Annotated in this window: 17 protein-coding genes; 12 read left to right on the top strand and 5 right to left on the bottom strand. The window is 70.1% G+C overall.

From position 1 onward, the window contains the following. Positions 1–92: 92 nt before the first annotated feature. Complete coding sequence (locus tag I8E28_RS09630) at positions 93–473, top strand: Hsp20/alpha crystallin family protein (protein WP_200787761.1); 381 nt, start codon at positions 93–95, stop codon at positions 471–473. 194 nt (positions 474–667) lie between these two features. Here the strand turns inward: I8E28_RS09630 and tsaD are convergent, their stop codons facing one another. Continuing rightward, a complete protein-coding gene (gene tsaD / locus I8E28_RS09625; protein ID WP_200787760.1) occupies positions 668–1,705 on the bottom strand; it encodes a tRNA (adenosine(37)-N6)-threonylcarbamoyltransferase complex transferase subunit TsaD in 1,038 nt (345 codons plus the stop codon). Between the two features lie 234 nt (positions 1,706–1,939). Here tsaD and I8E28_RS09620 point away from each other — a divergent pair, with 234 nt between their 5' ends. From I8E28_RS09620 to cobA, 5 genes are all read left to right on the top strand, one after another. Continuing rightward, a complete protein-coding gene (locus I8E28_RS09620; RefSeq protein ID WP_200787759.1) occupies positions 1,940–3,157 on the top strand; it encodes a nitrate- and nitrite sensing domain-containing protein in 1,218 nt (405 codons plus the stop codon). 202 nt (positions 3,158–3,359) lie between these two features. Beyond that, complete coding sequence (nirB, locus tag I8E28_RS09615; protein ID WP_200787758.1) at positions 3,360–5,816, top strand: nitrite reductase large subunit NirB; 2,457 nt, start codon at positions 3,360–3,362, stop codon at positions 5,814–5,816. 2 nt (positions 5,817–5,818) lie between these two features. Then, positions 5,819–6,214 carry a nitrite reductase small subunit NirD gene (nirD, locus tag I8E28_RS09610; protein WP_200790356.1) on the top strand — a complete coding sequence of 132 codons (396 nt, stop codon included), beginning with the start codon at positions 5,819–5,821 and terminating at the stop codon, positions 6,212–6,214. A gap of 43 nt (positions 6,215–6,257) precedes the next feature. Next, complete coding sequence (ybiB, locus tag I8E28_RS09605) at positions 6,258–7,163, top strand: DNA-binding protein YbiB (RefSeq protein ID WP_200787757.1); 906 nt, start codon at positions 6,258–6,260, stop codon at positions 7,161–7,163. 23 nt (positions 7,164–7,186) lie between these two features. Continuing rightward, positions 7,187–7,957 carry a uroporphyrinogen-III C-methyltransferase gene (gene cobA, locus I8E28_RS09600; protein ID WP_200787756.1) on the top strand — a complete coding sequence of 257 codons (771 nt, stop codon included), beginning with the start codon at positions 7,187–7,189 and terminating at the stop codon, positions 7,955–7,957. A 521-nt stretch (positions 7,958–8,478) separates the two neighbouring features. On the opposite strand, the gene I8E28_RS09595 is transcribed toward cobA, so the two are convergent. Both I8E28_RS09595 and I8E28_RS09590 read right to left on the bottom strand, forming a co-directional pair. Further along, positions 8,479–11,721, bottom strand: a complete 3,243-nt coding sequence (locus I8E28_RS09595) for an efflux RND transporter permease subunit (RefSeq protein ID WP_200787755.1) — start codon at positions 11,719–11,721, stop codon at positions 8,479–8,481. Positions 11,722–11,724: 3 nt separating this feature from the next. After that, entirely contained in the window at positions 11,725–12,852 is a 1,128-nt protein-coding gene (locus I8E28_RS09590) for an efflux RND transporter periplasmic adaptor subunit (protein WP_200787754.1), read from the bottom strand. A 235-nt stretch (positions 12,853–13,087) separates the two neighbouring features. Between I8E28_RS09590 and I8E28_RS09585 the strand changes: the two genes are divergently transcribed. Next, complete coding sequence (locus tag I8E28_RS09585; protein WP_200787753.1) at positions 13,088–14,320, top strand: BaiN/RdsA family NAD(P)/FAD-dependent oxidoreductase; 1,233 nt, start codon at positions 13,088–13,090, stop codon at positions 14,318–14,320. 255 nt (positions 14,321–14,575) lie between these two features. Here the strand turns inward: I8E28_RS09585 and I8E28_RS09580 are convergent, their stop codons facing one another. After that, positions 14,576–15,001 (bottom strand): response regulator, encoded by a 426-nt coding sequence (locus tag I8E28_RS09580; protein ID WP_200787752.1) that lies wholly within the window; start codon positions 14,999–15,001, stop codon positions 14,576–14,578. A 235-nt stretch (positions 15,002–15,236) separates the two neighbouring features. Here I8E28_RS09580 and rpsU point away from each other — a divergent pair, with 235 nt between their 5' ends. Then, on the top strand, positions 15,237–15,449 hold the full coding sequence (rpsU, locus tag I8E28_RS09575; RefSeq protein WP_012346814.1) for a 30S ribosomal protein S21: 213 nt from the start codon (positions 15,237–15,239) through the stop codon (positions 15,447–15,449). Positions 15,450–15,533: 84 nt separating this feature from the next. After that, positions 15,534–15,980 (top strand): GatB/YqeY domain-containing protein, encoded by a 447-nt coding sequence (locus I8E28_RS09570; protein WP_200787751.1) that lies wholly within the window; start codon positions 15,534–15,536, stop codon positions 15,978–15,980. A 136-nt stretch (positions 15,981–16,116) separates the two neighbouring features. Here I8E28_RS09570 and pmbA read toward each other — a convergent pair whose 3' ends face one another. Next, positions 16,117–17,490, bottom strand: a complete 1,374-nt coding sequence (gene pmbA, locus I8E28_RS09565) for a metalloprotease PmbA (RefSeq protein WP_200787750.1) — start codon at positions 17,488–17,490, stop codon at positions 16,117–16,119. 59 nt (positions 17,491–17,549) lie between these two features. Here pmbA and yjgA point away from each other — a divergent pair, with 59 nt between their 5' ends. The 3 genes from yjgA to I8E28_RS09550 are packed head-to-tail and all read left to right on the top strand — an operon-like array spanning position 17,550 to position 19,970. Further along, entirely contained in the window at positions 17,550–18,164 is a 615-nt protein-coding gene (yjgA, locus tag I8E28_RS09560) for a ribosome biogenesis factor YjgA (RefSeq protein ID WP_200787749.1), read from the top strand. Next, positions 18,157–18,765: a molybdopterin adenylyltransferase gene (gene mog, locus I8E28_RS09555; RefSeq protein WP_200787748.1), complete on the top strand. Its 609-nt coding sequence runs from the start codon at positions 18,157–18,159 to the stop codon at positions 18,763–18,765. Before yjgA ends, mog begins: the two co-directional genes overlap by 8 nt. Continuing rightward, positions 18,762–19,970, top strand: a complete 1,209-nt coding sequence (locus I8E28_RS09550; RefSeq protein WP_200787747.1) for an amidase — start codon at positions 18,762–18,764, stop codon at positions 19,968–19,970. Before mog ends, I8E28_RS09550 begins: the two co-directional genes overlap by 4 nt. The last annotated feature ends 54 nt before the right edge of the window (positions 19,971–20,024 follow it).

The raw sequence follows: 20,024 nt of genomic DNA, 5'->3' as shown, positions 1-20,024 counted from the left end.
AACTGCCATGCCGCGCACACGTTGGATGCATGCCTGCGGCTCCGAAACGAAGCCGCGCAGTGTAAGAGACCATCCTGAAAGGAGTTGCCACCATGTTGTTCGCCCCTGTTGTCCGCACCCGTTCCGCCGCTCCCCTGCGTTCGTTCGACCGCAGCTTCGAGCGCTTCGTCAACGACGCCTTCCTCGGCGCCACGTCCGCCTCCGGCTTCCAGCTGGAACAGGACGACAAGGCCTGGACCATCACCCTGGACCTGCCCGGCGTCGCCCGTGAAGACCTGTCGATCCTGGTCGAAGGCCCGTACGTGCGCGTCGAGACCCGCCCGGAAGCCAAGCGCCAGTACAAGGCCGCGTGGGAACTGCCGGAGGAGATCGATGCCGATGCGACCAGCGCCAAGCTGGAACACGGCGTGCTGACGCTCTCGCTGGCCAAGAAGGCGCCCGTGAGCCACGCCCGCCAGATCACCATCGCCTGACCGCGCGACTGCCCAGACCCGACGCCCCACGCAGTGCCGACTGCGTGGGGCGTTGCTACGTTTGGAGTTCGGATGAACTCCCTGACGCAGAGGACGCAGAGCGTAGAGGACACAGAAGAATTGATTGGAAGTCTTCTGCCACTTCTGCGCTTGCTCTGCGTCCTCTGCGTTCGGGAGTCCGCCTTCTTTGCGGCTCAAACCGCCGACAGCTCGTCGAGGGGCCAGCGCGGCTTGACGTCGAAGGCGTAAGTGCGGACCGCCACGTCGACGCCGGCGTCGAGGCGCATCGCGGCGGCCATGGCGATCATGGCGCCGTTGTCGGTGCACAGCGCCAGTTCCGGGTAGTGCACGCGCACGCCGCGCCTGGCGCAACCGGCATCCAACTGCTCGCGCAGGTGCCGGTTCGCGCCGACGCCGCCGGCGACGACCAGGCGCTTGAGGCCGGTGGCCTTCAGCGCCGCCAGCGATTTCTTCAGCAGAACTTCGACGATCGCGGCTTCCGTGGACGCGGCGACGTCGGCTTTGCGGGCATCGACCTGGTCGCCCAGCTTGCGCACCTGCGTGAGCACCGCCGTCTTCAGGCCGGCGAAGGAGAAATCCAGGTCGCCGCTGTGCAGCAGCGGCCGCGGGAGCGCGAACGCCTTCGCATCGCCCTGCTCCGCCAGCTTCGACAGCGCCGGCCCGCCCGGGTAGCCCAGGCCGAGCAGCTTCGCGCTCTTGTCGAACGCCTCGCCGGCCGCGTCGTCGATCGTTTCGCCGAGCAATTCGTACTGCCCGACGCCTTCGACGCGCATCAATTGCGTGTGGCCGCCCGAGACGAGCAGCGCGACGAACGGGAATTCAGGCGGATCGGCGCTCAGGAACGGCGACAGCAGGTGTCCCTCGAGGTGGTGGACGCCCAGCACCGGCTTGCCCAGCGACGCACCGAGCGCGCACGCGACGCCCGCCCCCACCAGCAACGCACCGGCCAAGCCGGGACCGCGCGTGAAGGCGACCACGTCGACGTCGGGGAGGGAGCGGTGCGATTCGGCCAGCACCTGCCGCGTGAGCGGCAGCACGCGCCGGATGTGGTCGCGGCTGGCCAGTTCGGGCACCACGCCGCCGTAGGCCTCGTGCATGCGCACCTGGCTGTGCAGCGCGTGCCCCAGCAGCCGCGGAATCGCGCCGCCGCCGGCCTGCACGAGCGCGACACCGGTTTCGTCGCAAGAGGACTCGATGCCCAGGACCAGCATGCGCCCGAGTTTAAGGGCGGAGGCGCCGCGCGCGGCTCAACGCAGAGGCCACAGGCGAAGACAGGGAACACAGAGAGATCAATTTGAGGAAGCGATGGGTCCCTGCCTCCGCGGGGACGACGAACCTGGCCCACCTTGAATCCTCTGCGTCCTCTGCCTCCTCTGCGTTGAAGATCGCCAGCGGCGCCGAGCGCCGCGCACGCACCCCGGCACGGGAGTTGCTCAAGGCACCGGGTGACCTCCGGCCTCCACTTCCTCCTCGCCGCGCGGCAATGCGAGATCGCGGAGCTCGAGCAGCTCGCGACCACGGGCGACCTCGTGTCCGCCCTCGCCCGCTTCATCCACGAGCTCCAGCGCGAGCGCGGCATCAGCAACATCTACCTCAGCTCGCACGGCGCGCAGTTCGACCGCCAGCGCCTGGACCAGGCCGGCGAGTGCGACCGGGCGCAGCAGGCCGTGGTCGAGCAGTTCCAGCGCCTGCACACCGAGCCAGGACAGGCGCGCAACGGCGCGCGCCTGTTCAGCCGGGTCGCGATCGTGCTGCACACGCTGGAGGGCCTGCCCACGCTGCGGGCGCGAATCGCGCGGCAATCGCTGACGGCCGGCGAAGCGACGGCCGCGTTCGTGAAGCTGATCACGGGCCTGTTCACCGTCGTCTTCGAAGCGGCCGACACGGCGACCGACCCGCAGGTGTCGCGCGCGCTGGTGGCGATGTTCCATTTCATGCAGGGCAAGGAATTCGCCGGGCAGGAGCGCGCGCTCGGCGCCCGCGTGTTCGCGGCTGGTTACGTCGACGCCGCCGGCCAGCAGCACTGGCGGCACCTCATCGAGTCGCAGCACGGCTGCTTCCAGGTGTTCGCGGACCATGCCGATCCGCAGGTGGTGCAGGCCGACCGCGCCACGCGCGACCCGGTGGTGATGACCGAGATCGAGCGCCTGCGCAGCCTGGGCTGCACGGTGCGCGGCGAGCTCGACACGCGCCTGTCGCAGGACTGGTACCACTGGTGCACGCGCCGCATCGACGAGATGAAGGCCACCGAAGACCTGCTGGCGCGCCAGCTGCGCGAGGTGGCGGCGACACGGATCGCTCAGGCGCGCGGCGAACTGCGGGACCAGCGCGCGGCGCTCGACGCGCTGTCCGCGCGCGTGGCCGACAGCTCGGCGACGCCGCTGGCGTTCGGCCCGCACCTGGAGCGTTCCCTCTTCACCATGGTGCAGGAGCAGGCGCGACGCCTGCAGGCCGTGAGCGACGAGCTCGACGCGGTGCGCGCCACGCTCACCGAGCGCAAAGTCGTGGAGCGCGCCAAGGGCCTGCTGATGGCCCACCGGCAGATGTCCGAGGACGAGGCCTACAAGGCGCTGCGCCAGATGGCGATGAACCAGAAGCGGCGGCTGCTGGACGTCGCGCAGAACGTGCTCGCCATGGCCGAGGTGCTGCCGCAAGGGCGCTGACGCGCCGCGGCGGTGCACGCGCGTGCGTGCCGCACCCGAAGGGGGCACGGCCACTGTCCACGGCCCCCGACCTCGCTGGCACGGCTCCTGCAAGACATCCCGCGTGAGGCGCCAAGGGCGGCGCCTGCAAGGACAACGGCGTCCATTCCGTCCCGGCAATCCCCGGGCCGGGATGGGCGCCGTTTCGCATCTGGAGGACCGAATGGACATGCGCGTGAAACCGCGGCAGAAGCTGGTGATGGTGGGCAACGGCATGGCCGGCGTGCGCACGCTGGAGGAGCTGCTGAAGATCGCCCCCGGCTTGTACGACGTCACCGTGTTCGGCGCCGAGCCGCACCCCAACTACAACCGCATCCTGCTGTCGCCGGTGCTGGCGGGCGAACAGACGCTGGACCAGATCGTCCTGAACCCGTGGCAGTGGTACGAGGAGAACGGCATCACGCTGCACGCGGGCAGGAAGGTCGCCGCGATCGACCGCGTGCGGCGCGTCGTGCGCGCCGAAGACGGCACCGAAGCCGCCTACGACCGGCTGCTGCTGGCGACCGGCTCCAACGCATTCATGCTGCCGGTGCCGGGCCACGACCTGCCGGGCGTGATCGCCTACCGCGACATCGCGGACACGCAGGCCATGATCGCTGCGGCCGCGAAATACAGGCAGGCGGTCGTCGTCGGCGGCGGCCTGCTCGGCCTGGAAGCGGCCAACGGCCTGCAGCGGCGCGGCATGGACGTCACGGTGGTGCACGTGCTGCCCACGCTGATGGAGCGCCAGCTCGACGCCGCGGCCGGCCGCCTCTTGCAGCAGTCGCTGGAAGCGCGAGGGCTGAAGTTCCTGATGGGCGCGCAGACGCAGGAACTGGTCGCCGGCGACGATGGCCGGGTCGCCGCCGTGAAATTCCGCGATGGCTCGCAGCTCGACGCGCAACTCGTCGTGATGGCCGTCGGCATCCGCCCCAACACGCAACTGGCCGAATCCGCCGGCGTGCACTGCCAGCGCGGCATCGTCGTCCACGACACGCTGCAGACCGTCACCGACGCGCGCATCTACGCCGTCGGCGAATGCGCGTCGCACCGCGGCGTCGCGTACGGGCTGGTCGCGCCCCTGTTCGAACAGGCCAAGGTCGCGGCCAACCACCTGGCGCAGTTCGGCATCGGTCGCTACGCCGGCTCGCTCACCTCGACCAAGCTGAAGGTCACCGGCATCGACCTGTTCTCGGCCGGCAATTTCAGTGGCGGCGGGAACACGGAGGAGATCGTGCTGTCCGACCCCACCGCCGGCGTCTACAAGAAGCTGGTGCTCCAGGGCGACAAGCTGGTGGGCGCGTGCCTGTACGGCGACACCGTGGACGGCAGCTGGTACTTCAAGCTGCTGCGCGAAGGCCGCAGCGTGAAGGACCTGCGCGACCGCCTGATGTACGGCGAGTCCAATCTCGGCGACACCGGGCACCAGGGGCAGAACAAGGCGGCGTCGATGGCGGACGCGGACGAGGTCTGCGGCTGCAACGGCGTCAGCAAGGGCGCGATCTGCAAGGCGATCCAGGACAAGGGCTTGTTCACGCTGGACGAGGTGCGCAAGCACACCAAGGCCAGCGCGTCGTGCGGCTCGTGCACCGGTCTCGTCGAGCAGATCCTGATGTTCAAGGCCGGCGGCGACTACTCCGCCACGCCGAAGAAGAAGGCCTTGTGCGGTTGCACCGACCATGGGCACCAGGACGTGCGCGACGCGATCCGGCAGCACAGGCTGCTCACCATCGCGGCTGCGATGCAGTTCCTGGAATGGCGCACGCCCAATGGCTGCCCGACCTGCCGGCCCGCGATCAACTACTACCTGATCTCCACCTGGCCGAAGGAAGCGAAGGACGATCCGCAATCGCGCGCCATCAACGAGCGCAGCCACGCGAACATCCAGAAGGACGGCACGTATTCGGTCATCCCGCGCATGTGGGGCGGCGAGACGACGGCCGACGAACTGCGGCGCATCGCCGACGTGGTCGACAAGTACCAGATCCCCACGGTGAAGGTCACCGGCGGCCAGCGCATCGACCTGCTGGGCGTGAAGAAGGAAGACCTGCCCGCCGTCTGGAAGGACATCGGCATGCCGTCCGGCCATGCGTACGCGAAGGCGCTGCGCACGGTCAAGACCTGCGTGGGCAGCGAGTGGTGCCGCTTCGGCACCCAGGATTCGACGCAGATGGGCAAGGACCTGGAACGTGCGCTGTGGCGCATGTACGCGCCGCACAAGGTGAAGATCGCCGTCAGCGGCTGCCCGCGGAACTGCGCGGAGTCGGGCATCAAGGACGTCGGCGTGATCGGCGTCGATTCGGGCTGGGAGCTTTACGTCGGCGGCAACGGCGGCATCAAGACCGAGGTGGCGCAGTTCTTCTGCAAGGTGAAGACGGCGCAGGAGGTGCTGGAGCACGCTGGCGCCTTCCTGCAGCTGTACCGCGAGGAAGGCTGGTACCTGGAACGCACGGTGCACTACATCCACCGCGTGGGCCTCGACCACGTGAAGAAGAAGGTGCTGGACGACCCGGCCAACCGCAAGGCGCTGTGGGACCGCCTGCAGGCCGCGCTCGACGGCGAGCCGGACCCGTGGTTCGACTTCGACAGGGCCGGCGTGGACGCGCGCCAGTTCGGCAAGCTGGAGATGGTGAAGGCATGAAGATGACGAGTTGGACGCGCATCTGCCGCGTGGATGACATCCCGGTGCTCGGCTCGCGCCGCGTGGCGCGCGCGGCCGGCGTCGACGTCGCGGTGTTCCGCAACGACCAGGACCAGGTGTTCGCGCTGCTGGACCGCTGCCCGCACAAGGGGGGCCCGCTGTCGCAGGGCATCGTGTTCGGCACCAGCGTCGCCTGCCCGCTGCACAACTGGACCATCGGGCTCGACGACGGTTGCGCGAAGGCGCCGGACGAGGGCTGCACGCCACGCTTCGCGGTGCACGTCGAAGCCGGCGAGGTGTACCTCGACGCGGTGGAGCTTGCGAGCCTTTCGATCGATGTGCAGGCGCCCGTCGCAGGGCCGGCGCGGCGCGTCTTGCCGATCGCGCCGGCGGCATAACGGTCCAACTTCCAGTCATAAGCCCTCTGGGAGAATGACTCCGGTGGGCATCAGCCAGTACCTCAAGGAAATCGGCCGCGGCAAGCAGCGCGCGCGCTCGCTCGACCGCGAGCAGGCGGCCGACCTGTACGGGCAGTTGCTCGATGGCGGCGTGAGCGACCTCGAGCTCGGCGCCTTCTGCATCGCGATGCGCGTCAAGGGCGAGACGCCGCAGGAGATGGCCGGCTTCCTCGACGCGGCGCATGCGCGGCTGCACCAACTGCCCGCGAACGGCGCGACAACCGTCGTGCTGCCCAGCTACAACGGTGCGCGCCGCTTGCCGGTGCTCACGCCGCTGCTCGCGCTGCTGCTCGCCGCGCGCGGACTGCCGGTGCTGGTGCACGGCAGCGCCAGCGAGGGCAGCCGCGTGTTCGTCACGGAACTGCTCGCGCCGCTGGGGATCGACGTGCTGGATCGCATCCGCGCCATCGAGCCCGGCCGCGTCGCGTTCGCACCCACCGAGCTGCTGCATCCCGGCCTCAAACGCCTGCTCGACGTGCGCCGCGTGATCGGCCTGCGCAACAGCACGCACAGCCTGGTGAAGCTCATGAATCCGTGCGAGGGGCCGGCCGTCATCGTCGGCAGCTACACGCATCCCGAGTATGCGGTGTCGATGGCGGCGGTGTACGAACTCACCGGTGCGACGGCCCTGCTGCTGCGCGGCACCGAGGGTGAAGCGGTGGCCGACGCGCGCAGGCTGCCGCAGATGGATGGCTTCGTGCGCGGGCAGCGCGTCGTGCTCGAGGAAGGCCAGCGCGGCACGCTCGCCGACCTGCCCGGCTGGCCCGAGGGGAACGATCCGGCCGCCACGGCTGCGTACATCCGCGACGTGCTGGCCGAGCGGCAACCGGTGCCGGCATCGATCCGCGCGCAGGTGGAACATATCTTGCGACTGGCGGGGCAGGCATGACGACGCAGGACAAGGAGACACGCATGCAGCCGCAAGGACGGGTGACGCTGGTGGGCGCCGGCCCCGGGGATCCGGAGTTGCTGACGCTCAAGGCCGTGAAGGCGATCCAGGCCGCGACGGTGCTGCTCGTGGATGACCTCGTCAGCCCCGACGTCGTCGCGCTCGCCTCGCCGGCCGCTCGCATCGTGCATGTCGGCAAGCGCGGCGGCTGCAAGAGCACGCCGCAGGCCTTCATCGAGCGGCTGATGGTGCTGGCCGCGCGCGAAGGCGAGCGGGTCGTGCGGCTCAAGGGCGGCGACCCCTTCATCTTCGGCCGCGGCGGCGAAGAGGTCGACCACCTGCGCGCCGCCGGGGTCCGTGTCGAGGTCGTCAACGGCATCACCGCCGGCCTCGCAGCGGTCACGAGTCTCGGCGCCCCCCTCACCCACCGGGACCACGCGCGCGGTGTCGTGTTCGTCACCGGGCACGCGCAACAAGGCGGCGACGCCCCGGACTGGCGCGCGCTCGCGCAAGCGGTGCACCAGGCCCGGCTCACGCTGGTCGTCTACATGGGCGTGAGCGGTGCCGCCGACATCGAACGCCAGTTGCTCGAGGTGCTCCCCGCCGACACCCCCGCTGCGATCGTCCAGCACGCCAGCCTGCCGCAACAGCGCCACGCGGTCACCACGCTGGCGCAACTCACGGCCACCATCGCGCGCGAACACCTCGCGAGCCCGTCGGTCATCGTGATCGGCGACGTGTTGCGCGGCATCGCTGCAGCGGCGATTGAGACGTCACAGGCGCGGACGGCTTGATCCCGTCGTCCCCGCGGAGGCGGGGCCCCATCGCTTCCATCTCCCGCTGTCATTCCGGCGAACGCCGAAATCCATCGCTGCACAAGCGCCACTGGCCCCGGGCGCGGCTCCAGCCAGAGCATCCCTCGCGGAGCGGGGTGGAAGAAGGCGCGGCCGAAGCGCGATCCGGTGGGCGCGTCAGGCGGTGCCTGCCGGGTCCGATTTCCGGAGTCGGAGTGACGCGCGCGGGCGCGGGGTTGGCTGCCTACTGACTCGCGGGCCCTGTTTGAGCAGTGCGCGCAGCGCACAGCGAGTTCGGACCGCGTGGCCCCGCGCCCGCCAAGCACAGCACGACTGTTCGCAGAGGCCGCCGCGAAAGCGGCGGACCGCGCAACGGAGAGACGGAGAATGAGGACCCGGCAGGCACCGCCTGATGCGCTCGCCGGCTCGCGCGAGCAGCACCCGGGTGATACGAGCATGGATTCCGGCTTCCGCCGGAATGACAAAGAGAAAGGGGGGCGCTGCGCCCCCTTTTCCAATCCTCAGACCGACGCCGCCATCACACCGGCCCCGAGCGCCGGCTCAGCGACGGCCCGCTTGAACGGATTCGGCCGCCGGCCGACCGCCCAGAGGACGACGCGGTAGAGGAACCGCAGCATCAGCACCGTGAACACCGCCTCGACACCGGTCTGCACGCCAGCCAGCGTGGAGCCGTGGGCGGCTTCGCGGGCGCGGAACTTGGCCACCAGGCGGTCGCGGGCGATCTCGATCGAGTCGTAGAACGCGGGCACCACCAGCAGCGTCAGCAGCGTCGACGTCGTCGTGCCGCCGATGATGGCGATGGCCAGCGGGCGGTAGAACTCGCCGCCGTCGCCCGCGCCGATGGCCACCGGCAGCATGCCGGCGATCAGCGCGAACGTGGTCATCAGGATCGGGCGCAGGCGCGCACGACCGGCGGCCATCAGCGCAGCCTCCCGATCCTCGCCGGCCTTCTCGCGGGCGCGGGTGGCGTCGAGCAGCAGGATGGCGTTCTTGGCGACCAGGCCCATGAGCATGATCACGCCGATGAAGCTCATGAGGTTCAGCGTCGAGCCGGTGACCAGCAGCCCCAGCACCACGCCGACCAGCGACAGCGGCAGCGACAGCATCACGCCCAGCGGGGCCGTGAATGAGCCGAACTGCATCACGAGGATCAGGTACATCAGGCCGACGCCCATCAGCAGCGCGCTCAGCATCGCGCCGAACACTTCCTTCTGGTCCTTGCCCGAGCCGCCCAGCACCACGCCGTAGCCCTGCGGGAAGTTCATCTGCTTGGCCAGGTTCAGTGCGTCCTGGATCACCTCGCCCTGCGCACGGCCTTCGACGTTGGAGGACACCGCCATCATGCGGCGGCCGTCCAGGTGCTGGATCTGCGCCGGCGCCGTGCCCATGGTCACGCGGGCGACCTGGTTCAGCGGCACCACCATGCCGGTGGTCCCCACCGCGATCGGCAGGCGCTCGAGGTTCTCGGGATCGACGCGGTCGTCCTTGTGCAGGCGCACCGCGACGTCGCGCGCTTCACCGCCCGGGTCCACCCAGTCGCCCACCTCGATGCCGGCGAACGCGACGCGCAGCGCCTGCGCCGCGTCGTTGACCGAGATGCCCAGCTGGTTGGCCAGGCCGCGATCGAGCTCGACGCGCAGTTCGTCCTTGGGCGGCAACTCGGACAGGCCGACGTCCACCGCGCCGCGCACCTTGCGCAGCTGCTCCATGTACCCCTCGGTGATGCCCAGCAGCGTGCGGGCGTCCTGGCCGTAGAACTGGATCTGCACCGGCTTGCGCGGGCCGTTGTTCACGTCGTCGAGCACCACGTACTCGGCGCCCGCGAGGCGGCCGACCAGTTGCCGCAATTCCACCGCGACCTGCTGCGCCGTGCGCTTGCGCGTCTTGCGCTTGCCCAGGTCGACCCACACGCGGCCGCCGCCCGGGTTCACATAGCTGTTGGTGGCCTTGGTCTCGGCCAGCGAGCGCGCGAGTTCCGCGGCCTTCTCGACCTTCATGCGCGCGTAGTCCAGGCTGGCGCTCGCGGGCGTGCGCACCTCGATCACGATGGTGCCGGCGTCCTGCAGCGGCAGGAAGCTGGAGCCGCCGAACTTCGCGTGCAGCCCCAGGGCGAGCGCCAGGCTGCCGACGGCGGCGAATGCCATCCAGCGGCGGTGGTGCAGCGCCCAGGCGATCACGTTGCCGTAGCGGTCGGCCTGGTGGTCGAACCAGGCGTTGAAGCGCTCCAGCGCGCGGCCGATCGCCTTGCGCGGCGCGCGTTCGTGCGGCAGCGGGTCGCCCCAGTACGCCGAGATCATCGGGTCGAGGGTGAACGAGATGAACAGGCTGACCAGCACCGAGCAGGCCACGGTCAGCGCGAACGGCCGGAACCACTCGCCCGCCACGCCGGGCATGAAGGCGACGGGGATGAAGATGGCGACGATCGAGAACGTGGTGGCCGCGACGGCCAGGCCGATCTCCGCCGTGCCGACGCTGGCGGCCGTCTTGCGGTCCAGGCCATGTTCCATGTGGCGCACGATGTTCTCGCGCACCACGATGGCGTCGTCGATCAGCACGCCGATGGCCAGCGACAGCCCCAGCAGCGTCATCATGTTCAGCGTGAAGCCGCACAGCCACACCGCGATGAACGCGGTGATCACCGACGTCGGGAGCGACAGCGCGGTGATCAGCGTCGAGCGCCACGAGTTCAGGAACACGTACACCACGACCACGGTCAGCAGCGCGCCGAGCACCAGCGCCTCGATCACGTTGTTCAGGTTGGCCTGCGCGTCCTCGCCGCCGTCGCGGATCACTTCCAGCTTGGTGCCCTGCGGCAGCGTCGGCTGGATCTCCTGCACCAGCTTGCGCACGCGGGCGGCGACGGACACGGTGCTCGACTCGCGCGAGCGGGTGACCTGCAGGCCGACGTTGGGCTGGCCGCTGCGCAGGCTGTGGCTGGTCACGTCGGCGAAGCCGTCCTTGGTCTCGGCCAGCTGCGCGAGGCGCACGACCTCGTTGCCGCGGCGGCGCACGATGATCTGGCCGAACTCGGCCGGGTTCTCGATGCGGCCCACCAGGCGGATGCTCTGCTCGCGCAAGGGGCCGACGACGCGCCCGACCGGCGCGTTGGCGTTCTGGCTGCGCACGGCTTCGACCACTTCGGCGACCGAGATGCCGTACTCGCGCAGGCGGTCGGCGCGCAGCAGCACCGACAGTTCGCGGCGCAGCGAGCCGTTGACGTCCACCGTCGCGACGCCGTCGATGGCGCGCAGGCGGTCGGCCAGGTCGTCCTCGGCCATGCGCGAAATGACCGCATGGCTTTGCGTCGTGGACGACAGCGCCAGCTCGATCACCGGCTGGGCGGCCGGGTCCTGCCGCCAGAGCACCGGCTCGCGCATCTCGATGGGCAGCTTGTAGCGCACGGTGGAGATCGCGTTGCGCACGTCCTCCGACGCCTGGATCATGTTCTTGCTGAAGTTGAAGATCAGCACGATCTGCGCCAGGCCGTCGCGGGCGGTGGAGCGCACCTCGTAGATGCCGCTGATGCCCTGCATCGCCTTCTCGAGGCGGTTGATGATCTCGCGCTCGACCGTCTCGGGCGAAGCGCCCGGGTAGGCGATCTGAACCACGAGCACGGGCTGCTCGACGTCGGGGATCTCGTTGACGCGCAGCTTCTGCAGGGCCAGCAGGCCCAGCGCCATGAGCATCAGGACGATGACGACCGCCGACAGCGGCCGGCGGATGCTGAAGTCGGAGAGGAACATGGCTTACCGCACCGCGCTCGAAGCGGACGCGGCGGCCGCCGCGACGCCGGCGGGCGGCTCCTGCACGGCCTGGCCTTCCTTGAGCGTCGCGATCGGCGTGCGCAGCAGGCGGTCGCCGGCGGCGACGCCGCTGCGGACCACGTACTCGCCGCTGCGCGCGTCGCGCTCGCCCAGCGCCACCGCCACCTTCTGCAGCTTGCCGTCGTTGATGCGCCAGACCCAGGCGCTCTCGCCCACGCGCACCAGCGATGCGGCACCCAGGGTGAGCGCGGCGCCGGACTGGGTGGCGATGCGGCCCTGTGCGTACAGGCCCGACATGCGCGGCAGCGCCTCGTCGACGTCGACCAGCACCTCCACCTGGCGGGTCATCGGGTTGGCGGCCGGGCTGACCAAGCGCACCTTGCCGGTGAAGTCCTTGTCGCCGAAGCCGTTGACGCGGAAGTTGACGACCTGGCCGCGCTGCACGGACTGGATTGCGTCGGCGGACACCAGGCCCTCCAGGCGCAGCGTGCGCGGATCCATCACCTTCAGCAGTTCCTTGCCGACCGCCGCCGTGTCGCCGACCGACAGCTTGCGCTCGGCGACGATGCCGTCGAACGGCGCGCGCACTTCGGTGCGCTGCAGCTGCTGGCGCGCCTGCACGGTGCGGGCCTTGGCCGCGACGTGGTCGCTCTGGGTCGTGTTGCGGCGGATCTCGGCGTCCTCGAGCTGCTGCGCGGACGCCATGCCGGATGCGCGCAGGGTGGTCAGGCGCTGCAGCTGGCGCTCGGCCTGCTCGTAGGCCTGGCGGGCCGAGCGCTCGGACTCCTGCGCCGACACCATCAGGTCGCGGATGGCGGTGTCGTCCAGGCGGACCAGCAGGTCGCCCTTCTTCACCGGGTCGCCGTTCTCCTTGAGGACTTCCTTGACGACCGCGGAGATCTCCGCGCGCAGGTCGGCGCGGCGCTCGGGTTGCACCGTGCCGGTGATCAGCGGCCCGGACACCAGCGTGCCGGCACGCAGGACGAGCACGTCCTCGGGGCCGACCAGCAGCGCCGACGGCTCCTTGGGCCCCGCCTTCGCGTCGGCCTGCCGGTTGCAGCCCGCCAGCGCGAGGCAGCCACACAGCACTCCCAGCATCAGCAATCGCATGTCGTTCTTCTCCTCCAAATGGCAAAGGCCGATGGCAACTGCTCATCGGCCCGGTGGGGCCGCGATGATACGCGCCCGCGCGGGGCGATCTCCCTGCGCGAGCGGGTCGCCAGACCCGTCCCAGGAACTCTACGGCCGGGCTCGGGCCGGAACCAGCGGGATGCGACGAACTGCCGGAAAGCCGTGACAGGCTGCCGAATTCCGGGGTGGGAGCCGCGGCTACACTGCGCGGCCCATGACGACCAGCCCCCAACGCTTCGACGCCATCGTGGTCGGCGCGGGCGCCGCCGGCCTGTTCTGCGCCGGGGTCGCCGGCCAGCTCGGGCTCAAGGTCCTGCTGGTGGACCACGCGGCCAAGGTCGCCGAGAAGATCCGCATCTCCGGCGGCGGCCGCTGCAACTTCACCAACCGCGAACTCGACCCGCGCGCGCCGCACAAGCACTTCCTGGGCGGCAACCCGCACTTCTGCCGCTCGGCGCTGTCGCGCTACACGGCCGAGGACTTCATCGGCCTGGTGCGGCGGCACGGCATCGCCTTCCACGAGAAGCACAAGGGCCAGCTGTTCGGCGACCGCAGCTCGGACGACTTCATCCAGATGCTGCTGGCCGAATGCGGCGCCGGCGGCGTCGAGCGCTGGCAGCCTTGCGCCGTGCGCGCGGTCCGGACGGCCGGCGACGGGTACGAGATCGACACCGACCGTGGGGTGGCCAGCGCGCCCCGCGTGGTCATCGCCACCGGCGGGTTGTCGATCCCGCAGATCGGCGCGAGCGACTTCGGCCACCGCATCGCGGCGCAGTTCGGCCTGAAGCTGGTGCCGCCGCGGCCCGCGCTGGTGCCGCTCACGTTCGAGGGCGCGTCGTGGGCGCCCTACGCAGGCCTGGCCGGCCTGGCGCTGCCGGTGCGCATCGCCACCGGAAGCAAGAAGGCGGCGATGGCCTTCGACGAGGACCTGCTGTTCACGCACCGCGGGCTGTCAGGCCCCGCGGTGCTGCAGATCTCCAGCTACTGGGCGCCGGGGACGCCGATCCGCATCGACCTGGCGCCGGCCACCGACGTCGCCGCGGCGCTGGCGGACGCCAAGCTGCGCTCGCGCAAGCTGGTCGCCAACGAACTGGCCACGCTCGTGCCCGAACGGCTCGCCGATGCGTGGATGCAAGGGCGCCCCACCCTGCAGCGGCCCGTGGTGGAGGCCGCCGACAAGGCGCTGGCGGCGCTCGCCCACGACATCGCGAACTGGGAACTGGTGCCCGCGGGCACCGAGGGCTACCGCAAGGCGGAGGTCACGGCCGGAGGCGTCGACACGCGCGAGCTGTCGTCGCAGACCATGGAGTCGCGCCAGCCGGGGCTGTACTTCATCGGCGAGGTGGTCGACGTGACCGGCTGGCTGGGGGGCTACAACTTCCAGTGGGCCTGGGCCAGCGCGTGGGCCTGTGCCCACGGAATGGCTGCGGAGCCTGCACGGCACTGAAACGGGCCTGCGCCGGGACTTGGAGCCGCGTCAGGCTAGACGCGGGCGAGGCGGTGTACTCGATGTACACAAGGAGCCCGTAACGACGCATGGCGCGGTTGCAAGCCCCGGCCCTTCGGGTTGGGCCGATAAGGGGGTCCATGCGTCGTTACGGCCACGGGTCCAGCCGGCCAGGCTGGACCCGCGACCGCGCCTAGCCTGCACCCCCTTCTCGGCCCAACGCAGGCCCGTTTCAGTGCCGTGCAGGCTCCACGGTCAACCCAGCAGGCGGCTGATGACCGAGGTCAGGTCGTCGATGGCGACCGGCTTGACCAGGTGCTCGTCGAACTTGGCTTCCATCGCGCGGGCGCGGTCGCTCTCCTGCCCGTAGCCGGTGAGCGCCACCAGGCGGAAGGTGGCGCCGTCGGGGCGCGCGCGCACCTGGCGCGCCAGCTCGTAGCCGTCGGTGCCGGGCAGGCCGATGTCGAACAGGGCCAGGTTCGGCTTGAACTCGTCGATCTTGCGCAGCGCCTGCTCGGCGTCGCCGGCGGTTGTGGTGACGTAGCCGAGCAGTTGCAGCAGCTCGGCGAGCGTGTCGGCGGCGTCGGCGTTGTCGTCGACCACCAGCACGCGGCCGGAGCCGGGTGCGGCGGACGGCTGCGCGGGGGCGGCCGGGGCGGGAGTGGCAGAGATAGGCGGCATGGTTGGAAGGCGAACTGTAAACGCTGCGCCATGCCCTTCCCGTCGCCGTCTGCAAGCGAAGGTGCCCGGTGCATCTGGGCGCGCCGCAGGTGACCATTTGCCGGGTCTGCGCGTCCGGCTATAATCGCGGGCTTCATTGCCGGCAAACCCCGACGGCCTGATCGACTTTCAGTCGGGGACCCCCAGCCGCGGGCTCTCGATCCTCCCGCGGCGACAGAAACGAACACTGGATTCAATGACGACGATTCGAGTCAAGGAAAACGAGCCCTTCGACGTGGCCCTGCGCCGCTTCAAGCGCACCATCGAAAAGCTGGGCCTGCTGACGGAACTGCGCGCGCGCGAGTTCTACGAGAAGCCCACCGCCGAGCGCAAGCGCAAGAAGGCGGCCGCGGTCAAGCGCCACTACAAGCGCGTGCGCAGCATGCAGCTGCCCAAGAAGCTCTACTAAAGCTTCGGGCTCGCACCCGCTACACAGCCTGCCCGGGGACGCCCAGGCAGGCTGTTTCGTTTCCACCATCGCCAGGAGCACCCCATGCCGCTGAAGGATCGCATCACCGAGGACATGAAGGCCGCCATGCGCGCCAAGGACACCGACCGCCTGGGCACCATCCGCCTGCTGACCGCCGCGATGAAGCAGAAGGAAGTGGACGAGCGCGTGGAGCTGGACGACGCCGCCGTCGTCGGCATCGTCGACAAGCTGATCAAGCAGCGCAAGGACAGCATCGATGCCTTCACCAAGGCCGGCCGCCAGGACCTGGCCGACAAGGAAGCCGCCGAAGTGACGGTGCTGCAGGCCTACCTGCCCGCCCGCCTGTCCGCCGACGAAGTCGCCGCCGAAGTGAAGGCGATCGTGGCCGAAGTCGGCGCCAAGGGCCCGGGCGACATGGGCAAGGTCATGGGCGCCGCCAAGCAGCGCCTGGCGGGCAAGGCCGACATGGGCCAGGTGTCCGCAGCCGTCAAGGCGGCGCTGGCGGGCTGAACGCCCAAAACTCCCAAACGCAGAAGTCGCCGAAGAAGCGCAGAAGTCGCAGAAAGAAGAAAACCTTGGATGGTTTCCTTCTGCGATCTCTGCGCTGTTCTGCGTCCTCTGCGTTCGGGAGTCCGTCTTCAGCGGGCTACGAGCCCGCGATCTTCATCCGGTTGACCAGGACCGAGCCGACACTCTTGGCACCGTAGTTGTAGACGTCGGCGCCGACGGCTTCGATGCCGCGGAACATGTCCTTCAGGTTGCCGGCGATGGTGATCTCCTGCACGGGGAACGCGATCTGGCCGTTCTCCACCCAGAAGCCGCTCGCGCCGCGTGAATAGTCGCCGGTCACGTAGTTCACGCCCTGGCCCATCAGTTCGATCACGAACAGGCCGGTGCCCAGCTTGCGCAGCATCTCCGGCAGGTCATCGCCCTGCTTGGTACGGCGCGACGTCAGCGACAGGTTGTGCGAGCCGCCCGCGTTGCCGGTGGTCTTCATGCCCAGCTTGCGCGCCGAGTAGCTCGACAGGAAGTAGCCCTGCACGCGGCCGGCGTCGACCACCTTGCGCGCGTTGGTGCGCACGCCCTCCTCGTCGAACGGCGCGCTGCCCTTGCCCCGGCGCACGTGCGGGTCCTCGACGATGTCCAGGTGCTTGGCGAACACGTCCTTGCCCAGCGAATCCACCAGGAAGCTGCTGCGACGGTACAGCGCGCCACCGCTGGTGCCCTGCACGTACGCGCCCAGCAGGCCGGCGGCCAGGGGCGATTCGAACAGCACGGGGCACTCGCGCGTGGAAATCTTGCGCGACTTCAGGCGCGACAGCGCACGTTCGGCGGCGTAGCGGCCCACGGCTTCCGGCGCGGACAGTTCCTGCGGCGAGCGCATCGACGTGTACCAGGCGTCGCGCTGCATGGCGTCGCCCTTGCCCGCGATCGGCGCCACCGAGATCGAGTGGCGCGAACTGGCATAGCCGCCGCGGAAGCCGCGCGTGTGGGCGCTGAAGAAATGGCTTTGCTGCGCCGACACGCCGGCGCCTTCGCTGTTGGTGATGCGCTTGTCGGTGGCGAATGCAGCTGCTTCGCATGCGAGCGCGATGCGTGCGGCTTCCTCGCTGTCGACGCTCCACGGATGGAACAGGTCCAGGTCCGGCTGCTCCCTGGCTTGCGCGATGTCGTCCGCGTCGGGCAGGCCGGCCACCGGGTCTTCCGCGGTGAAGCGCGCGATGTCGTACGCGGCCTTCACCGTCTGCTCGATCGCCGCGTCGGAGAAGTCGGAGGTGCTGGCGTTGCCGCGACGCTGGCCGATGTAGACCGTGACGCCCAGCGACTTGTCGCGGTTGCGCTCGACGTTTTCGAGTTCGCCCTTGCGCACCGACACCGACAGGCCGCAGCCCTCGGACGCTTCGGCGCCCGCGTCGGTGGCCCCGAGCTTCCTGGCGACCTCCAGCGCCCGGTCGACGAGCTGTTCGAAGGTGTCACGCGTGTACGAGAAGCCGGTGCCGGCGCGCTGGGCTGCATTCATGGGGGGGCTATGATACTTGCGGCCACCCGTCGCGCCGGGCCGCGCCCTCCTCCCTCACCATGTCACGCAAACCGAAGAAAGGCTACTTCGTGCGCGGCCAGTTCGTCGCCGAAGGCAGCGAACTGGACCTGCAGTTGAAGGCCGAACAAAAGCATTTCCAGGACAACAGCCGCACGGAGCTCAAGCGCGAAAGCGAGGAGCTGCAGAAGCTGGGCGAGCAGCTCATGTCGCTGCGCGCCGAACTCTTCGAGCGCCTGCAATTGCCCGAGAAGCTGGTCGAGGCGATGGCGCAAGCGCGCCGCATCACCAACTTCGAAGGCAAGCGGCGCCAGATGCAGTACGTCGGCAAGCTCATGCGCCAGCTCGACGAGGACGAGCTCGCCGCCGCGCGCGCCGCCCTCGACGAGCAACGCCATGGGTCCGCGCGCGAAAGCCAGGCCTTGCACGAGGCCGAGCAGTGGCGCGACGACCTCGTCGAGCGCGACGAGGCGCTGCAGGCGTGGCTGGACGCGCATCCGGACACCGACACGCAGCAACTGCGCGCCCTGATCCGCCAGGCGCGCAAGGAGCGCCAACCCAGCCAGGACGAGATCTCGCGCGGCCTGGTGCCGCGGCACGGGCGCGCGTACCGCGAGATCTTCCAGCTCGTGAAGGAGCAGCTGCAGCATGAGTGACATCGCCTTCGACCCGGTGCGCATCGGCATCGTGTCCATCAGCGACCGCGCCTCGTCCGGCGTCTACGAGGACAAGGGCCTGCCGGCGCTGAAGGACTGGCTCACGCGTGCGCTGAAGAACCCGATCACGTTCGAGCCGCGCCTGATCCCCGACGACCAGGACCGCATCAGCGCCGCGCTTGTCGAACTGGTCGACGACGCCCACTGCGCGCTGGTGCTCACCACCGGCGGCACCGGCCCGGCGCGACGCGACGTCACGCCCGAGGCGACGCTCGCGATCGCGCACAAGGAGATGCCCGGCTTCGGCGAGCAGATGCGGCAGATCAGCCTGCGCTTCGTGCCGACCGCCATCCTGTCGCGCCAGGTCGCGGTCGTTCGCGGCGAATCGCTGGTGATCAACCTGCCCGGCCAGCCGAAGTCGATCCAGGAGACGCTCGAAGGCCTGAAGGATGCCGACGGCAAGTCGGTCGTCCCGGGCATCTTCGCGGCCGTGCCGTATTGCATCGACCTGATCGGCGGCCCCTACCTCGAGACACACGACGACGTCTGCAAGGCGTTCCGGCCCAAGAGCGCGACCCGCGCGCCGAAGGCGGCCGCATGAGCGCGCGCGACGACCTGCAGCGCACGCTGGCGGACATCGCCGCGCGGGATGGCGGGCTGAAGTCGTTCGTCGCCGTGCACGACACGGCCGGCGCGCAACGCGAGCTCGATCGCGCGCTGGCGCATCGCGGCGCGCTGCAAGGCCTGGCCGTCGGCGTGAAGGACATCTTCGACACCGCGGCGCTGCCGTCGCAGTACGGCTCGGCGCTGTTCGCCGGCCACCAGCCTCGGCTGGACGCGGCCATCGTGCAGGCGGTCCGGCGCGCCGGCGGCGTGGTGGTCGGCAAGACCGCCACGACCGAGTTCGCATTCCTGAATCCGGCGCCCACGCTGAACCCGAATGCCGCCGGCCGCACGCCGGGCGGCTCCTCCGCGGGCTCCGCGGCCAGCGTGGCTGCTGGCCTGGTGCCATTGGGCATCGGCACGCAGACGGGTGGCTCGGTGATCCGGCCGGCCTCGTACTGCGGCGTGGTCGGCTTCAAGCCCACGTTCGGCGCCTTGCCGACGCCGGGCCTCAAGCCCTTTTCGTGGTCGCTGGACACCGTCGGGCTCTTCACGCAACGCGTCACGGACATGGCGCGCTGGGCGTCGGCCCTCAGCGGCCGCACCTGGACGTCGCAGGGCGCGAAGCCGGTGGTCGGCATCGCCTGGTCCTACCCCTTCGGCGAGCTCACGCCCAGTGCGCGGCTTGCGCTGGAGACGGCGCGCGACAAGCTGCGCGCGGCCGGCGTGACCGTCAAGGACGTGGATCTGCCGGCGTGGGTCGCCGACGTGCACAAGGCGCACGACGCCGTCCAGGGCTGGGAAGCCGTGCGCGCGCTGCGCGACGAATTCGAGTTCCATGCCGACCAGCTGTCGGCCGTGCTGCGCGACTACCTGCGCGATGCGCAGGAGGTCGACGACCGCGCGTACGAGCAGGGGCAGGCGACGGCCGCGGCGGGACGCGGGAAGCTGCAGCAGCTGTTCGACGGCATCGACGTGCTGCTCGCGCCCAGCGCGCCCGACGAACCGCCCGCGGGGTACGGTTCCACCGGAGCGTCCACGTTCAACCGTGCCTGGACGCTGCTGCACGTGCCGTGCGTGAGCGTGCCGGGGGCCAAGGGCGTGAACGGGTTCCCGATGGGCGTGCAAGTGGTCGCGCCCGTGGGCGAGGACGCGCTGTGCTTGCGGGCGGCGGCGCTGCTCCAGGCCTCGTTCGGCCACTGACTCGTCGTCCCCGCGGAGGCGGGGACCCATCGCTTCCATCCCAATCGGGACGAA

It is taken from the genome of Ramlibacter algicola (genome assembly GCF_016641735.1).
Taxonomy (GTDB): domain Bacteria; phylum Pseudomonadota; class Gammaproteobacteria; order Burkholderiales; family Burkholderiaceae_C; genus Ramlibacter; species Ramlibacter algicola.
Note: the sequence above shows the minus strand (reverse complement) of the source record. Positions and strands in the feature narration are given on the sequence as shown.

Bases quoted from the DNA above. Each gene is read 5' to 3' on its own strand.
- I8E28_RS09630 (WP_200787761.1), top strand. From the start codon at position 93: ATGTTGTTCGCCCCTGTTGTCCGCACCCGTTCCGCCGCTCCCCTGCGT.
- tsaD (WP_200787760.1), bottom strand. From the start codon at position 1,705: ATGCTGGTCCTGGGCATCGAGTCCTCTTGCGACGAAACCGGTGTCGCG.
- nirB (WP_200787758.1), top strand. From the start codon at position 3,360: ATGGACATGCGCGTGAAACCGCGGCAGAAGCTGGTGATGGTGGGCAAC.
- nirD (WP_200790356.1), top strand. From the start codon at position 5,819: ATGACGAGTTGGACGCGCATCTGCCGCGTGGATGACATCCCGGTGCTC.
- cobA (WP_200787756.1), top strand. From the start codon at position 7,187: ATGCAGCCGCAAGGACGGGTGACGCTGGTGGGCGCCGGCCCCGGGGAT.
- I8E28_RS09595 (WP_200787755.1), bottom strand. From the start codon at position 11,721: ATGTTCCTCTCCGACTTCAGCATCCGCCGGCCGCTGTCGGCGGTCGTC.
- I8E28_RS09590 (WP_200787754.1), bottom strand. From the start codon at position 12,852: ATGCGATTGCTGATGCTGGGAGTGCTGTGTGGCTGCCTCGCGCTGGCG.
- I8E28_RS09585 (WP_200787753.1), top strand. From the start codon at position 13,088: ATGACGACCAGCCCCCAACGCTTCGACGCCATCGTGGTCGGCGCGGGC.
- I8E28_RS09580 (WP_200787752.1), bottom strand. From the start codon at position 15,001: ATGCCGCCTATCTCTGCCACTCCCGCCCCGGCCGCCCCCGCGCAGCCG.
- rpsU (WP_012346814.1), top strand. From the start codon at position 15,237: ATGACGACGATTCGAGTCAAGGAAAACGAGCCCTTCGACGTGGCCCTG.
- I8E28_RS09570 (WP_200787751.1), top strand. From the start codon at position 15,534: ATGCCGCTGAAGGATCGCATCACCGAGGACATGAAGGCCGCCATGCGC.
- pmbA (WP_200787750.1), bottom strand. From the start codon at position 17,490: ATGAATGCAGCCCAGCGCGCCGGCACCGGCTTCTCGTACACGCGTGAC.
- yjgA (WP_200787749.1), top strand. From the start codon at position 17,550: ATGTCACGCAAACCGAAGAAAGGCTACTTCGTGCGCGGCCAGTTCGTC.
- mog (WP_200787748.1), top strand. From the start codon at position 18,157: ATGAGTGACATCGCCTTCGACCCGGTGCGCATCGGCATCGTGTCCATC.
- I8E28_RS09550 (WP_200787747.1), top strand. From the start codon at position 18,762: ATGAGCGCGCGCGACGACCTGCAGCGCACGCTGGCGGACATCGCCGCG.